Source organism: Sulfitobacter sp. CB2047, assembly GCF_000735125.2.
Taxonomy (GTDB): Bacteria; Pseudomonadota; Alphaproteobacteria; order Rhodobacterales; family Rhodobacteraceae; genus Sulfitobacter; species Sulfitobacter pontiacus.
The window spans coordinates 1,359,539-1,374,858 of record NZ_CP072613.1 but is presented as its reverse complement, the minus strand read 5'-3'; the positions used below and the strand labels follow the sequence as shown (position 1 = coordinate 1,374,858).

Annotated in this window: 13 protein-coding genes; 4 read left to right on the top strand and 9 right to left on the bottom strand. The window is 60.3% G+C overall.

All coding sequences use genetic code 11. The annotated features are described in order from the left end of the window. The first annotated feature begins 79 nt into the window (after positions 1 to 79). Positions 80 to 1,909, top strand: a complete 1,830-nt coding sequence (locus IV89_RS06860) for a serine protease (protein ID WP_037944550.1) — start codon at positions 80 to 82, stop codon at positions 1,907 to 1,909. A 72-nt stretch (positions 1,910 to 1,981) separates the two neighbouring features. Here IV89_RS06860 and IV89_RS06855 read toward each other — a convergent pair whose 3' ends face one another. The 8 genes from IV89_RS06855 to ftsY form a co-directional block, all read right to left on the bottom strand. Next, a complete protein-coding gene (locus IV89_RS06855; RefSeq protein ID WP_081858796.1) occupies positions 1,982 to 3,574 on the bottom strand; it encodes a 5-guanidino-2-oxopentanoate decarboxylase in 1,593 nt (530 codons plus the stop codon). Further along, positions 3,574 to 5,022: a TrkH family potassium uptake protein gene (locus IV89_RS06850; protein ID WP_037945061.1), complete on the bottom strand. Its 1,449-nt coding sequence runs from the start codon at positions 5,020 to 5,022 to the stop codon at positions 3,574 to 3,576. Before IV89_RS06850 ends, IV89_RS06855 begins: the two co-directional genes overlap by 1 nt. 113 nt (positions 5,023 to 5,135) lie before the next feature. Next, complete coding sequence (locus tag IV89_RS06845; RefSeq protein ID WP_037944552.1) at positions 5,136 to 5,372, bottom strand: hypothetical protein; 237 nt, start codon at positions 5,370 to 5,372, stop codon at positions 5,136 to 5,138. 227 nt (positions 5,373 to 5,599) lie between these two features. Next, the gene (folE2, locus tag IV89_RS06840) at positions 5,600 to 6,688 is read right to left on the bottom strand and encodes a GTP cyclohydrolase FolE2 (RefSeq protein ID WP_037944553.1); all 1,089 of its coding nucleotides are present in this window, start codon (positions 6,686 to 6,688) and stop codon (positions 5,600 to 5,602) included. 93 nt (positions 6,689 to 6,781) lie between these two features. Then, positions 6,782 to 7,966 carry an aminotransferase class V-fold PLP-dependent enzyme gene (locus IV89_RS06835; protein WP_037944554.1) on the bottom strand — a complete coding sequence of 395 codons (1,185 nt, stop codon included), beginning with the start codon at positions 7,964 to 7,966 and terminating at the stop codon, positions 6,782 to 6,784. A 263-nt stretch (positions 7,967 to 8,229) separates the two neighbouring features. Next, positions 8,230 to 8,835, bottom strand: coding sequence for an inner membrane-spanning protein YciB (locus tag IV89_RS06830; protein ID WP_037944555.1), 606 nt, complete (start codon positions 8,833 to 8,835; stop codon positions 8,230 to 8,232). A gap of 12 nt (positions 8,836 to 8,847) precedes the next feature. Next, positions 8,848 to 9,750: a DMT family transporter gene (locus IV89_RS06825; RefSeq protein ID WP_037944556.1), complete on the bottom strand. Its 903-nt coding sequence runs from the start codon at positions 9,748 to 9,750 to the stop codon at positions 8,848 to 8,850. Between the two features lie 22 nt (positions 9,751 to 9,772). After that, positions 9,773 to 10,969, bottom strand: a complete 1,197-nt coding sequence (gene ftsY / locus IV89_RS06820; RefSeq protein ID WP_037944557.1) for a signal recognition particle-docking protein FtsY — start codon at positions 10,967 to 10,969, stop codon at positions 9,773 to 9,775. A 144-nt stretch (positions 10,970 to 11,113) separates the two neighbouring features. Between ftsY and IV89_RS06815 the strand changes: the two genes are divergently transcribed. Further along, entirely contained in the window at positions 11,114 to 11,965 is an 852-nt protein-coding gene (locus IV89_RS06815; protein ID WP_235183817.1) for a lytic transglycosylase domain-containing protein, read from the top strand. Between the two features lie 30 nt (positions 11,966 to 11,995). Here IV89_RS06815 and IV89_RS06810 read toward each other — a convergent pair whose 3' ends face one another. Next, positions 11,996 to 13,708, bottom strand: a complete 1,713-nt coding sequence (locus tag IV89_RS06810; RefSeq protein ID WP_037944559.1) for an NAD(P)H-dependent oxidoreductase subunit E — start codon at positions 13,706 to 13,708, stop codon at positions 11,996 to 11,998. 170 nt (positions 13,709 to 13,878) lie between these two features. Between IV89_RS06810 and IV89_RS06805 the strand changes: the two genes are divergently transcribed. Further along, positions 13,879 to 14,892 carry an alkane 1-monooxygenase gene (locus tag IV89_RS06805; protein WP_037944560.1) on the top strand — a complete coding sequence of 338 codons (1,014 nt, stop codon included), beginning with the start codon at positions 13,879 to 13,881 and terminating at the stop codon, positions 14,890 to 14,892. A gap of 32 nt (positions 14,893 to 14,924) precedes the next feature. Next, the gene (locus IV89_RS06800; protein WP_037944561.1) at positions 14,925 to 15,320 is read left to right on the top strand and encodes a hypothetical protein; all 396 of its coding nucleotides are present in this window, start codon (positions 14,925 to 14,927) and stop codon (positions 15,318 to 15,320) included.

The following is a 15,320-nucleotide window of genomic DNA, read 5'->3' as shown; positions in this document are numbered from 1 at the left end:
GCGCTGTCTCAAGCATGGTATTTTGCACAGGTTCCTGCTTATCTACTGCAAGTTTAAATCCTTGAGAGCACCCATACCTATGACGCGACTGTTTGCGGCCCTGATCGCCGCCTTGTTTATTGCCCCGTTTGCCTTTGCACAGTCTGCCGATGATGTGGTTTGGATACAGGTCGAAGCCCAGCCCAATCTGGCCGCGGCGACCGATCGCGCACGTGCCTATAGCGCCAATCTTGAGGATGTGAACGGCTTTGCCTTGGGCGGCAGCTGGTATGGAATCGCGGTCGGCCCCTATCGCCGTGATGACGCAGAGCTGTTGTTGCGCCGCTACCGCCGCGACGGGGTGATTCCGCGCGACAGCTTTATCCAGCTTTCTGAACGGTTCCAGCAGCAGTTCTGGCCCGTGGGCGCGAACGTCCTGAACATTCCGCTGATCGCACCGGTTGACCCTGCATCCCCCACCGATACGCAGACAGACAGTGAGATCACGCAAACCACCCTGCCCCCCGCCAGCGAAGCGCTGGAGCAAGAGAACACCGCCACCGTAGAGGTAGAAACCACGCAAGTCCCCGTCCTGCCCGAACCACCACGTGACGAAACCCTGGCCGAAGCGCGCGCCAGCGAACGGGAGCTTGACCGCGAGGCGCGCGAACAGCTGCAGGTCGCGCTGAAGTGGGCCGGGTTTTACAATGCCTCTATCGACGGTGCCTTCGGGCGGGGTACGCGGGGGTCTATGGCCGATTGGCAAGGGGCCAACGGCTATGACGCCACCGGCGTGCTGACAACGCTGCAACGCGCCGCCCTTCTGAAACAATATAACGCCGTGCTCGAAGGTCTGGGCCTGCAGGTCGTGCGCAACGCCGACGCCGGGATCGAGATGGTGATGCCGACCAAGATCGTGGGGTTTGACCGGTTCGAGCCCCCCTTCGCCCATTACAATGGCACCGGCGACATCGACGCGCGGGTTCTGCTGATCAGTCAGGCGGGCGATCAAGATACGCTCTTTGGCCTGTATGACATCATGCAGACCCTTGAAATCGTCCCCGAAGAAGGCCCGCGCGAGCGGAAGTCCGACAGTTTCGAGCTGATCGGCGAGAACGGCCGCATCGTCAGCCAGACGCAGGTGTCGCTGCAGAATGGCGAGATCAAGGGCTTCACCCTCATCTGGCCCGCCGGGGACGAAGACCGCCGCCGCCGCGTGATTGCCGAGATGACGAAATCCTTCACCCGCCTGCCCGGTACGCTGGATGCCGCAGCGGGGGGGGGCGACCGTCAGGCTGTCGATCTGGTGTCAGGTCTGCAAATCCGGTCGCCGAAAATCTCGCGCTCGGGCTTCTTCATTGATGGGCGCGGTACTGTTGCCACCACATCCGAGGCGGTGCAAAGCTGTGGTCGGCTGACGCTGGACGACGAGACAGAGCTTGATGTGGTTGTTGACGATGCGGCCAGCGGGGTCAGCCTGCTGAAACCCCGCGCAGCGCTTTCGCCCCTGGATGTGGCGGCGTTCAACACCGTGCCCCCCCGTTTGCAATCCGAAATCGCGGTTGCGGGTTTCCCCTATGAAGGCGTGCTCGGATCTGCGACGGTGACCTATGGCACGCTGGCCGATGTGCGTGGGCTGCAAGGCGAAGAGAACATCGCCCGCCTTGCGCTAGAAGCCCGCAGCGGTGACGCGGGTGGTCCGATTCTGGATCGTGACGGGCGGGTCTTGGGCATGTTGCTGCCCCGTGCCAATGGCGCACGCGAATTGCCCGAAGATGTCGCGTTTGCGGTTGAATCCAAGGTCATCGCAGAGCTCGCGCAAAAGGCCGGTGTCACCGTTGATACCACGGCCAGCAGCACCACGATCAAGCCGCAGGACCTGCGTGAAAAAGCCAAGGGCATGACCGTACTGGTCAGCTGTTGGGAATAAAGAAAACCCCGATCTCCCGTTTAACGGAGGATCGGGGTCAGTCGTTTGAACCGCTTCGGGCAGCGCCCTTGATCAGACTGCGGTCTGGGGCGTCAGATAGATCAACGTCGGGCGGTCGGCCTTGAAGGCTTGCGCCAAGACCTCTGGCAGCTCCTCCAGCGATTTCGGTGCCGCAGCATAGGCTCCGTAGGCTTCGGCCAGTTTGCAAAAATCGGGATTGTGAGCGATGACCGCGTTTGGCGCGATCTGCGCGCGGGTCATGCTGTCTTCGATTTCGCCCAGTTTGCCATTGTCCCACAGGATGATCGGCAGCGGCAGCCCCAGCTCTACCGCAGCCCCCAGTTCCTGCACCGTGTATTGAAAGCCATAATCCCCGATGATCGCCATGGTCGGCAGTCCGGGCCGGCCAATGGCCCCACCAATCGCAGCAGGTGTTGCGTAGCCAAGCGTGCCGAACCCGTAAGGATGATGCCAATATCCAGGCCGGTCCATCTCCCAGACCTCTGTCGCGGCATAGGCGAATTGGGTCATGTCCGAGTAGATCATCGTGCCTTCGGGCGTCGCAGCCTTGACCGCCTCCACCACGGCAAGGATGCCCGGACGTTCCATATCCACTTCTGACCGCCAGCGTTTGCGCCAGCCTGCCACCTCGGCCGCATTCCAACCAGCTGCTGTGCGTTCGTCCGGCAAGGCAGCGTCAAGCGCGGTCATTACCTGTACCGCATCCCCAAGGATGGCAAATGGTGCTGCCTGCGGGTCCGCCAGAACCGACGGATCAATATCAACGCGCACCAGCTCGCCTGAATGGCCCAGATGATCGCGCCAGAGGTCCACCTCTGCCAGTTCGGTCCCGACGGCGATCACAAGATCCGCCTGCGCGATCACATCCACGCTGCTTTCCCGCGCGAGATAGGCCCCGAAATGCAGCGGCGCTCCGGGCGAGACGATGCCGCGTCCGGCATAAGTCGTTAGGCTCGCCGCCTGCCAGCGGGCCAGCAGGGCGTCAACGTTTTGAACGCCAACGGCACCACCGCCAAAAATGAACAGCGGCTTTTGCGCTGCCGCCAGCTTTTGCGCCAGAAGGTCGATCTGCGCAGGGGGCACCGCCGGCAAGGACGCGGTGACGGCAAGGGCATGCGCGGGGGCGGCCTCTGCCTCCAGCAGGTGAATGGGAACAGAAATATGCTTGGACCGCGGGCGGCTGGTGGCAAATTCGGTCAGTGCACGGTCAATCAGCTGGTAGGCCGCCGGTGCCGTCAGCGCCATTTCGGACCAGTCGCACACGGTTTCCGCCGCCGCGCGCTGATCGTTCATCTGGTGCAGCTGCCCCTTCCGCGCCGCCGTTTCATCCAGACAGGAGGACAACACCAGCACCGGCACGGAATCGCTGTAGGCCTGTCCCATCGGCGTCATCACATTGCACAGCCCCGGGCCGGTGATCACATAGGCGACCCCCGGCTTGCCCGTGGCCCGGGCATAGCCATCAGCCATAAAGCCCGCCCCCTGTTCGTGCCGCGCCAGCACATGGGTCAGCCCTGCTTCCTCGATCCCGCGGTACATCTCTTGGTTATGCACGCCGGGGATGCCAAAGATCACCTCTACCCCGCGAGACTTGAGCATATGAGAAATCTGTGCCCCCAAAGGACGGGTTTGTACTGCGCTCATTATGCTCTCCAGAATTTGAATGTCAGAATGACGTATACCGCCATAAGCTCCAGCCGTCCGACCAGCATCGCGGCGGTCAGGATCCATTTGGCTGTGTCGTTGAGGGTGCTGAAATTGCCCGCCGGCCCGATGATCTTGCCCAGACCCGGCCCGATGTTCCCCAAGGCCGCCCCCGCCCCCGAGATCGAGGTCACGAAATCCAGCCCCGTCATGCTGAGCGCCACGGCCACCAGCCCTAAAGTCAGCGTGAAGAACATGAAAAACGACATGACCGAGATCATGACATCGCCGCTGATCGGGCGACCGTCATAGCGCGGGGTAAAGATGCCGTGGGGTGACCGGATTCGCTGCAACTGCGCACGGATGGATGCGAACAACAGCTGATAGCGGAAGATCTTGATCGAACAGGCGGTGGACCCCGCGCAGCCGCCAATCAGCCCCGTAAAGAAAAACAGCGCCACGGGAAACGGCCCCCAGGTCATATAATCGACCGAGGCAAAGCCCGTGCCCGAAATGATTGAAGTGATATTGAACAGCGCCTCGCGCAGGGATTGCTCCCAATGATGCGGAAAGACCGACTGAATAGAGATAAAGATCAGCCCCACCAGCACCGCAATCGTCAGCAAGAAACCCTTTACCTGCGGATCACGATGCAGGGCCAATGGATTGCCGTTCAGCAGTTGCACGTAGCGCACGAAAGGCAACGCCGCGAGCACCATGAAGATCGACGCCGCATATTCCGCATTGCCGCTAAAGGTACCGAAAGAGGCATCATAATTCGAAAACCCGCCCGTAGACACGGTGGTCAGCGCGTGGACCGTCGCGTCAAAGACGTTCATCCCCAAGGTCAGATAGGTCAGCGCGCAGGCGAAGGTCAGCCAGACATAAATGACCGAGATCTGGCTGGCGATCTGCCCGGCCCGTGGCAGGATTTTACCAAAGGTATCAAAAGCTTCCGACTTGAAGATCTGCATACCACCGACGCGCAGTTCGGGCAGGAACACCATCGCCACAACAATGATACCGATGCCGCCCAGCCACTGCAGGATCGCGCGCCACAACAACAGCCCCTTGGGCAGATCATCAAGACCGGAAAACACCGTTGATCCGGTGGTGGTCATGCCCGACATGGCCTCGAACACCGCATCGACGAAACGCGCCTCTGTCGCGCCCAGCATGAACGGCAAAGCGCCGAAGAGCGGCAGCATCAGCCACACGGCTGTCGTCAACAAAAAGGTCTGCTGGATCGTCAGCCCTTCCCTGACCCCGTTGGCACAGGCCAGCGCGATCATGCTGCCCCCCAGCATAGTGATCAGCCCGGCCTCGACGAAGACGGGCCAATGGCCGCGCCCTTCGGCAATATCGACCAACATTGGCACGATCATCGCGATGCCAAGCACCGACACCAACAGGCCGATGACATATCCAACTGGGCGCAAATCCAACATCTGCGCAGCGTTGGCGCGGCGGCGCGCCGGTGTCAAGGACGCGCCCTGCGGTAAAACGCAAAACGGCCCGGGCAAGACACACCCGGGCCGTCAATACTCAACCTGAGAACCGATCAGACGTAATATGTGTCGCGGAAAACATGGTGCACGATGTCATCACGTTTGATACCCATCGCGGCCAGCTCTTCGTCGGTCTTGGACTGCAGGAATGTCACCTGACGCATCCGGCCCGAGTTCGCACCCGCTGCGATCAAACCGTTCCAGATGGCAGCAAAAAACCCGCCGATGACGGCGACTGGGGCTTTGATGCTGGGGACGTTGCTTTGCGAAATTGTGCTGTTGTAAGCCATAATAAACTCTCGATTTATCTTGGCATTTCTGCCGGTTACCTTGTTCTGCCTCTTAATATAACGAAGCAATCCCCAATGAGAACCGACGTTTCTGCATAGCAGCATCCCGAAGATGCCGCATCGCAGCATGGCTTTGTGCATGTTTCAAGCAAGCAGCACAAACCTCCGCGCAATAAATGCGCAGAATGAAAACATGTCAGAGTAACTGCCCTAAAACCGTACTAACGTCAGCCGACGTGAAACAGCGTGCTGAACAGTCTGGGGTCAATGCTTTGAGCCGCAAAGGTATCGCCCTGCGTCAGAACAGAGATCGCATCATGACTGTGCAGGCTTTCTTGGTGGCTGGCCACAACGCGAAAATCACGCACCCGCGGTTCGGCTTGCAACTGCTCGCAGAACAACCGCGCCGCGTCTTCGACAAAGATCGGGTTAGCGGCGTTCAACTCGGCAAACGCCTGTTCGTCCTCGCGTTTGACCATCACCTGCGTTTCTGTCGGCACCGCGCGCCGCGCCGCGTCGATCAGGTCTTCGAACCACAGGCAGCTTTCCTCGCAGTTCACCTCGACCGAGATCCGCGCGACAGAGCGTTGTGAATGCGGCGTGGCAAGCTGCCCCCGTGTCGCACGGGCATGCTCGGACAGCTCCAGCGAACAGGGACAGGTAGAGGAATAGACGTAATCAAGGTGGATGATCTTCTTGCGCGCGCCTTCGGCCTCGACCAGCTCAAGCGCAATGTCGTAATACTGGTAGCCCGACAGGCCCGACCGCAGGCTATCGATCTGTACCGGAAAGGAAAACCGCATCTGGATGCGGGCATCATAGCTTTCGAGGTCGGACTTATAATCATCCAGCGCAGCTTCCATCACCTCGAAGCTGAACACCTCATCCGCATGTTTATAGAAACTGCGCATGATGCGGGACATGTTAATGCCCTTTTTGTCTGCCTCAAGGCTGACCGATCCGGTGACCGATGTCTCGAGCGTCAGATCGCTGCCCTCGCGGGTGTGAAACCGCATTGGCAACCGAAAGTTCGAAATCCCCACGTGCTGAATCTGCTGTTTCGCACCACGGATCAGGCTCGACGGTCCGTTTTGCAGATCGGGTAGCGTGGCCTTGTAGTTATCTCCCACGGCAAAATCACTGGGGTAATCGCGGCTGAACTGCGGGTAGCTTTCGGCGCTTTGCAGCAGACGGGCCAGCGACGGGTCCAGCGTCTCAATCTCGGCGGTGCTGGCCTTGCGCGCCCAGGCCCGCAACGTATCAAGTGCGGCAACCGCGTCATCACGGTCCGGTATCACTGTCGCGGCGATATTCATAGCAAGGCCCTTTCGCAAGTTGCCCCCTATATAGGCGATATCGGGGGCTTTACCAATGCTCCGTCCAGCCAAGCAGGCAAAGCCCCCGAGTGATCACTTCAATGTGTCCAGCGCCTGACGGATATCGGCAATCAGATCATCCACGTCCTCAAGCCCCGCAGACAAGCGCACAAGGCCGGGGCTGATCCCCAGCGTGGCCTTCTGGTCATCCGGCAAACGCTGGTGCGTCGTGGTCGCCGGATGGGTCGCAATGGATTTCGCATCGGCGAAGTTGTTCGAGATGGTGATAATCTCGAGCGCATTAAGGAATGCAAAACACGCCTCCTTACCGCCCTTGACCTCTACCGCCAAGACGGTCCCCGCCGACGGCGCATGAGACGTGGCGAGCGCGTGCTGCGGATGGCTGGGGTGTGTCGGATAGCGCACAGCGCTCAGCTTGGGGTGCCCGTTCAGCGCATCTGCGATCTTATAGGCGGCATCCGCTTGGGCACGCACACGCAGGTCGATGGTTTCAAGCGCCTTGAGGTGGGTCCAGGCGGTAAACGGGTTCATCGCGCCGCCGGTGTGTTTCATATAGGCTTCGATGGGTCCGCGGATCAGCTCTTTGGGGCCACAGATCGCACCGCCCAGCATACGCCCCTGCCCGTCCACATGTTTCGTGGTCGAGATAATGGCGATATCCGCACCACATTCCTTGGCATAGGAAAATACCGGCGTCGCCATCGCGTCATCCGCCAGCACCAGCGCGCCGACGGCATGGGCCGCTTTCACCACATGGCGCATGTCAACGACTTCCAGGGTGGGGTTCGAAATGCTCTCAAAGAAGACCATGGTCGTGTCAGGGCGAATGGCAGCATCCCAGGCCGCATTATCCGTGCCGTCGATCAAGGTCACCTCGACCCCGAAACGCGCCAGGATATCCTCCAGCACATATAGGCACGACCCGAAAAGCGCGCGCGCGGCGACCACGTGATCGCCTGCTTTCAGCAGCGATGTCAGCGCGCCGCTGACCGCCGCCATACCAGAGGTACAGGCGAAACAATCCTCATACCCCAAAAGGCCCGAGATCCGGTCCTCGAACATGCGCACCGTGGGGTTGCCATAGCGGGCATAGATAAACTCGTCATCCCCCAGCGACTGGAACCGCGCCTCGGCCTGTTCGGCGCTGTCATAGACAAAACCCTGTGTCAGGAACACGGCCTCGGACACTTCGTTATACTGGCTGCGGCGGGTGCCACTGTGAACAGCCTTGGTCCGTGGTTTCCAATCAACGCTCATTCTCTCATCCTTCCTGTCCCGCCGTGCAGCGGGCGTAAAAAAACCCCAGACGCGGTCAAGCGAAAGGGGGCTTTCATCCTGACCTTTTAGCGGAATTTGGCAGGTTTCTCTGCCCGTGGCCCGCAATCCGGTATCAAATCGCCACATGTCATCTGCTACGCCCCTCGCCCGCTCGCGTCAACTATAACAGCGAGCCGCCTTCCAAATGGCCGTAAATCCCGGGGGTGCTGCCCCATACGGGGCAGCGGGGGCTGGCCCCCGTCCTAGCTTTCGTCTTTTTCCAAACCATAGGTCTGGAACAGCCGCCCTTGCGTCATGAAAAACACAAACACCGCCGCCGTCAGCCCGAATGTCTTGAAATACACCCAAGTCTCGGTGCTGGCAAAGCGCCAGATCAGCTCGTTCGCGAGCGCCAATCCGAAAAAGCACAGCATCAGCCGTTTGGTCAGGATCATCCAGCCGGCGTCATTCAAAGGCATCATCTCTTCCATCACGAACTTGAGATAGGATTGCCCCCGCGCCAGACCGATCGCCAGCAGCGCTGCAAACAAAAGGTAGATGGCGGTCGGCTTCATTTTAAAGAACCTCTCGTCATTCAGCCAAACCGACAGGCCCCCGAACAGCGTCACCAGAATGACTGTGGCAACCTGCATGCGGCTGATCTTGCCCGTCAGCGCCCACAGCGCGCCCGTCGACAGGATCAACAGCGGTACAAAGGCCGCCGTGACCACAATAAAGCCGCTGTAGTCGGTGCCCCAAAGGGTGAAGGTCTCGTCCTTGAAGCGCAGATAGGCGACAAAGAATATCAGCACCGGCCCGTATTCCAGCGCCGATTTGACGAAAGGGTTTATCTCGCGTGTCGTGCTCATCTTGCTCTCCAGTTATCCGCCCATTTCGACGATCACCGCGCCAAGCGCGATCAGCGCCATCAGGGCAATACGGCGCGGGCCTACGGTTTCTTTCAGCACCAACCATCCGATCAGCGCCGCAAACACGGTCGAGGTTTCACGCAGCACGGCGGCCTCGCCCACTTTGTCCAGACGGGTCGCCAGCATGATCGAACCAAAGCTGAAAAAGGCGACAAAGCCACCCGCCACGCCGCGGGTCATCAACGGTCCAAGCTCGGGGCGATCCTCCATCCGCAGCCAGCGGCGCGCGGCGATCACGGGCATGACCAGCCCGTCGATCATGAAAAACCACGCCAGAAAGGTAAACGGGTTGTCCGTCGCGCGGATGCCATAGGCGTCGAACGTGGTATAAAGCGCCACGAAAAGCCCCGTCAGCACCGCCAGCCCAAGGGCCGCGTTCAGCGTATCGCGTTCGGACACGAGGTAGACAAAGTTATACAGCGCCAGCCCGAAGATGCCGGCCACCAGCACCGCAACGCCCAACCATTGCACGCCCGAAAAGCTCTCTCCAAAAATGAGGTAGGCGCCGATCACGGTGAACAAGGGCCCCGTGCCGCGCACCACAGGGTAGACGACCGTATAGGCCCCCTTGGTGTAGGCCCAGGCCTGTAACAGCTTATAGACAATATGGATCGCCCAAGCCCCGGCAAAAATGACCCACATATGGGGCTCGGGCCACGGCACGATAAGCAGCGCAAAGGGGGCTGCCATCAGGCAATAGGAAAAGTCGATCGCCCCGCGGGTCAACCACGGATCATGCCGCCCTTTCTGAAGCGCGCCAAAAACGGCGTGCAGAAAAGCCGCGGCCAGCGCAAGCCAAAGCGCCGCTTGGTGCCCTGCTGCGGTGCCTTCAATTTGGCTGATCCATTCGGTCATGACGCCGAACCTTTATGCTGCGTCACTGCGGGTCCAGCCCCATCAAGGCATCCGCAAACTCCTGCGGGTCAAAGGGCTGCAGATCGTCGATCTGTTCGCCCACGCCGATGGCATGGATCGGCAGCCCGAACTTATCCGCAAGCGCCACCAGCACGCCGCCCTTGGCCGTGCCATCCAGCTTGGTCATGACCAGACCGGAAACATCTGAAATTTCCTGAAAAACCTTCACTTGGTTGAGCGCATTCTGCCCTGTCGTCGCATCCAGCACCAACAGAGTATTATGCGGCGCGCTTGGGTCTTTCTTGCGAATGACCCGCACGATCTTGGCCAGTTCTTCCATCAGGTCGCCCCGGTTCTGCAACCGTCCGGCCGTGTCAATCAGCAGCAGATCAGCGCCGTCACGCTCCGCTTGCGTCATCGCGTCGAACGCAAGGCTCGCCGGGTCCGACCCCTGCCCTGCGGTCAATACCGGCACGTCGGCACGGTCGCCCCAGACCTGCAATTGTTCGACAGCGGCCGCGCGAAATGTGTCACCGGCGGCGATCACGACGTTCTTGCCTGCGGCTTTAAACTGGCTGGCCAGCTTGCCGATTGTGGTCGTCTTGCCGGACCCGTTTACCCCCACCACAAGCACCACCTGCGGTGTCTTGGCATAGATCGGCAAGGGCTTGGCAATCGGGTCCATGATCCGCGCGACCTCTGTCGCCATCAAGCGCTTGATCTCGTCCACAGACAGACGCTTGCCAAAGCGCCCCTCGGCCATATTCGCGGTGACGCGCAGGGCCGTATCCACGCCCATATCGGTCGAGATCAGCAGTTCTTCGAGCTGTTCGAGCATCTCGTCATCCAGCACACGCCGCACAACAGGGGCCGCGGCGCTGCGTCCCATCAAGCGGCCCATCAGACCGGGCTTGGCCGGTGCAGGCTCGGGGGGTGCGGGCACCAGATCGGGGGCCACGGGGGTCATCGTCTCGCGCAGCGGCACGGGCGCGGGCGTATCCTCTTCATCCGCGGGCATCGGTGCGGGTTCATCATCCACCGCTTCGGGTAACGCTTGGGCCGCGGCCTGCGGCGCCTCCATCACCTGATCGACGGGAACTTCATCCACCGTTTCAGGGGTATCCGTCGCCCCGCCATCTTCGACAATCGCCTCAAGCCCCTCGTCGATCTTGGACGAGGATTTGAACATTTTGGATTTCAGCTTTTGAAAAAAGGCCAAGCGCGCTCTCCGAATTGTCAGGCGTTTTCTATGATCTATAGGCTCGACCCGCGGGATGGAAGGGCGACAAGAGCAATTGACAGCAAGGGGCCCGTCGCGCACCAAGTCTGCATGCGGTTTTTATGGGTGCTCTGGGTGATACTGATGGCTGGGGCGGCGCAGGCCGAGCCGGACCAGCGTTACTGTTCCAGCACCAAATGGGGCCATGCCCACTGCATCCGCCCTGCGCATTTCGTGTATGACACGTGCAACGCGATCAAGGTCTTTTCCGAGCGGCACGGGCTGGACAGCGGATTTTTCGCGCGGCTCATCTGGCAAGAAAGCCGGTTTGACCAAAACGCCTTGAGCCACGCCAATGCGCGCGGCATTGCGCAGTTTATCCCCTCCACCGCCGCGTTGCGCGGGCTGAAAGACCCGTATAATCCAGCTGACGCACTGGAACACTCTGCCCAGTATCTTGCTGAAATGACGCAGAAATACGGGAACGAAGGGCTGGCCGCGATCGGCTACAATGGCGGCGAGCGACGTGCAGAGGGGTTTCTGGACGGCAAGGGGCTCGCCCCCGAGACGGTCGCCTATGTCCCCATCATCACCGGTCTGGACGCCGAGCAATGGCGCGATGCGCCGCCCAAAACGCCCGATTTCCGGCTATCAAAAACGCAAGCTTTCCTGCCCGCCTGCTACGAAATGGCGCGCAATCGCCGGTTGACCGCCCTAAAGGTGACACCCCCTGCCCCGGTGATCAAACCCTGGGGTGTTCAGGTATCCTTCGGGACCAGCAAAGACCGCGCGCGAGATAAAGCCAAAGCGCAGACAGCAAGCTGTCGCAGCGCGGTAAAAGGACGGCGTCTGGATTTCCTGTTCAAGAAAAACCGCGTGTCGCGCCGCAAGGGATTCTACTTTGGGCAATACGGCAGCAACAGCCGCACCGACGCCCAGCGCCTGTGCGACAGGATGCGCGCGACCGGGTGCACCTGTTTGGTGGTGCAGAACTAATTCCCACTTTGAAGAGACGTCTATCCCGTTCTAAACCTCGTCCGCGAAGTGTTTGATCACCAGGCGGATCGGGTTCGGCGCTGCCTGCCCCAACCCGCAGATAGAGGCATCGACCATAGCGGTCGAGAGCTCTTCCAGCAGGGGTTTATCCCAGCGGTCCGCCTGCATCAGCTTGACGGCTTTTTCGCAGCCCACACGACAGGGGGTGCATTGCCCGCAGCTTTCATCCTCAAAAAAACGTAGCATATTCAACGCTGCGGCCTTGGCGCTGTCTTGGTCCGACAGAACCACCACAGCTGCAGAGCCGATGAAAGACCCGTGCGGCTGCAATGTATCAAAGTCGAGTGGTATATCATCCATCGCAGCGGGCAGCAGCCCCGAGGATGGCCCACCCGGTTGATAGGCTTTGAACCGGTGCCCGTCGGCCATGCCACCCGCAGCCTCGATGACATCGGTGATCGTGGATCCCGCAGGCAGTTCATACATCCCGGGTTTGGCGACGCGCCCGGATACCGAATAGCTGCGCAGGCCCTTACGCCCGTTCTTTTCCGTGCTGTTCAGCACCTCGGGCCCTTCGCGGCAGATGCGCGCCACCCAATGCAGGGTTTCAACGTTATGCACCAAGGTGGGCCGACCAAAGATACCCACCTGCGCCACATAGGGGGGACGGTGCCGCGGCAGCCCACGCTTGCCCTCGATGCTTTCAATCATCGCGGATTCTTCTCCGCAAATATAAGCCCCCGCACCGCGCCGCAGATCGATGTATCCTGCGGGAACAATGCCTGCAGTCTCGAGCGCCGCAATCTCTGTCCGAAGGAGCGCGAGCACCTGCGGGTATTCGTCCCGCATGTAGAGGAACACTTTCTCTGCCTCTACGGCCCAGGCAGCGATCAGCATCCCCTCTAGGAAAAGATGTGGTACGCGTTCCAGGTACCAGCGATCCTTGAAGGTGCCGGGCTCCCCCTCATCGCCGTTGACCGCCATATAGCGCGGGCCCGCATTATCCCGCACGAACCCCCATTTCTTGCCCGACGGGAAACCGGCGCCGCCAAGCCCCCGCAAACCAGCGTCGAGCAGGTTTTGCTGCACGTCCTCCCAATCGCCATCACGGCGCAGTTTCTTGAGCGCCTCATACCCCCCGCCAGCGACATAGGCGTCGAAGGCTTCGTAGTCGGGCATATGCACATGGGTATCGCCTGCCGCGATGACCTGCTTCACCTTTTCCAGCGTTGCGTGGTCGACAAAGTTATGCCCGATCTCAAGCGCCGGTGCCGTATCACAACGCCCCATACAAGGCGCACGCACGACACGCACCTCTGACGCGTCCAACCCGTCTTCCAGTGCGGTTTTCAACGCCTGCGCACCGGCCAATTCGCAGGACAGAGAATCGCAAATCCGTATGGTCAACGCGGGCGGTGGTGTTTCCCCCTCTTTCACCACGTCAAAATGGGCATAGAACGTTGCGACTTCGTAAACTTCGGCCATGCTCATGCGCATTTCTTCAGCCAAAGCGCGCAGGTGCGCCGCAGAAAGATGCCCGAATTTATCTTGAATAAGATGCAAATGCTCAATCAGCAGATCGGCACGTCGCGGTTTATCCGCCAATAAGGCGCGCACCTCATCCCACGCGTCCTCTTGCAGCTGGCGACCCTTGGTATGGCTACGCCCCTTACCCTTGCCGGATTTCCACACACCTTTGCGCGGTGCGTTTGCATCTGAGGTATCATGATTATCCAACGCCATCGGGCTGCCCTCTCGTATCGCTTTCGCATCACGCTATCAAAGCCGCATCAGCTTGCGCAGAGTAAAAGCGACCAATCCGCAGCACTTTACGCGGTAGCTGCGGCGACCTAGGCCCTTTTTCACGCGCCGTTTCGCGTATAAGAAACACGCATCCCCAGCGGAGCCGCCCTATGTTCTGGTACAGCATCGCCAGCCTGACCCCAGCGATATTTCTGTTACTCGCCTGTCTACGCGGCGGCCCCTGGCCCCTGATCGCGCTGCTGTCGATCACTGTGGTCGTGTTCTTCCTTGATAGGCTATCTCGCCGGCTGCCAGTGCGAAACTCTTCGGGTCGTGTTCTAAGCCTGACACTGGCCGTTGTGCATTTCACGCTTTTGCCCCTTGGGGTCTGGGCGCTAGGCGCAAGCGACACGTTGAACGTGACCGACAAGCTGTTGATTTATATCGGGCTTGGTTTGTTTCTTGGCCAGATCTCGAACTCCAACGCGCATGAGCTGATCCACGCCGCATCGAAATGGCGCCGACGGATCGGCACCGCAATTTATTGCAGCCTTTTGCACGGCCATCACGTGTCGGCCCACCTGCGCGTGCATCACATCTACGTCGCAACGGAGCATGATCCGAATTCGGCCAGATTGGGCGAAGGCTTCTATACCTATGCCCTGCGCGCCCTAAAAGGCGAGTTTATGGCCGGGCTACGGGCTGATACGCGGCAGCGGCGTGGAAAACGGCACCTGTTGTCACACCCTTATGTCACCTATGTCACCGGTGCGTTGATCACCCTCGCCGCCAGCTTTGCAGTGGCCGGAGCACGTGGGGTCGTTGCGATGCTGGCGCTGGCGGCCTATGCGCAAATGCAGCTGTTGCTGTCCGACTATGTGCAACACTATGGCCTGCGCCGCAAAATATCCGAAAATGGCAAGCCCGAGCCCGTGGGCCCGCAGCATAGTTGGAATGCGCCTGCGTGGTATTCCTCGGCGATGATGCTGAATGCGCCGCTCCATTCGGACCATCACATGCGCCCCTCGCGCGCCTTTCCGGCGCTGGAACTGACACCGGGCACCATGCCGATGCTACCACGATCCCTGCCGGTGATGGCAGTGCTGGCGCTGGTCCCACCGCTGTGGCACCGGGTGATGGACCGCCGTGTTGCGCGTTGGCAGCCGGTCCGCGATCAAGACTAGATCACGCCCCGGGTTTCTGGCACGCTGCGGCTATGAAACAGCTTGCCCTGATCCTCGCCCTGACACAGGCCGCCCCTTTGGCCGCGCAATCCATGATGTCCGCGGCAGAATTTGACGCCTATACACGGGGCAAAACCCTGTTCTACGCCCAAAACGGAGAGACCTACGGTGCCGAGCGGTATCTGAGCGACCGGCGCGTCGAATGGTCCTTTCTGGACGGTGAATGCAAGTCAGGCAGCTGGTACGAAGATGCGGGCAAGATTTGCTTTACCTATGACGAGAACCCGACACCCCAGTGTTGGCGCTTTCGCGAAGGGGCGGCCGGGTTGATCGCACAGTTCGAAAACGACCCGACCACCACCGAGCTTTACGAGGCGCAAAACAGCGGTCAGGATTTCACCTGCCTCGGCCCGAAAGTAGGGGTCTGA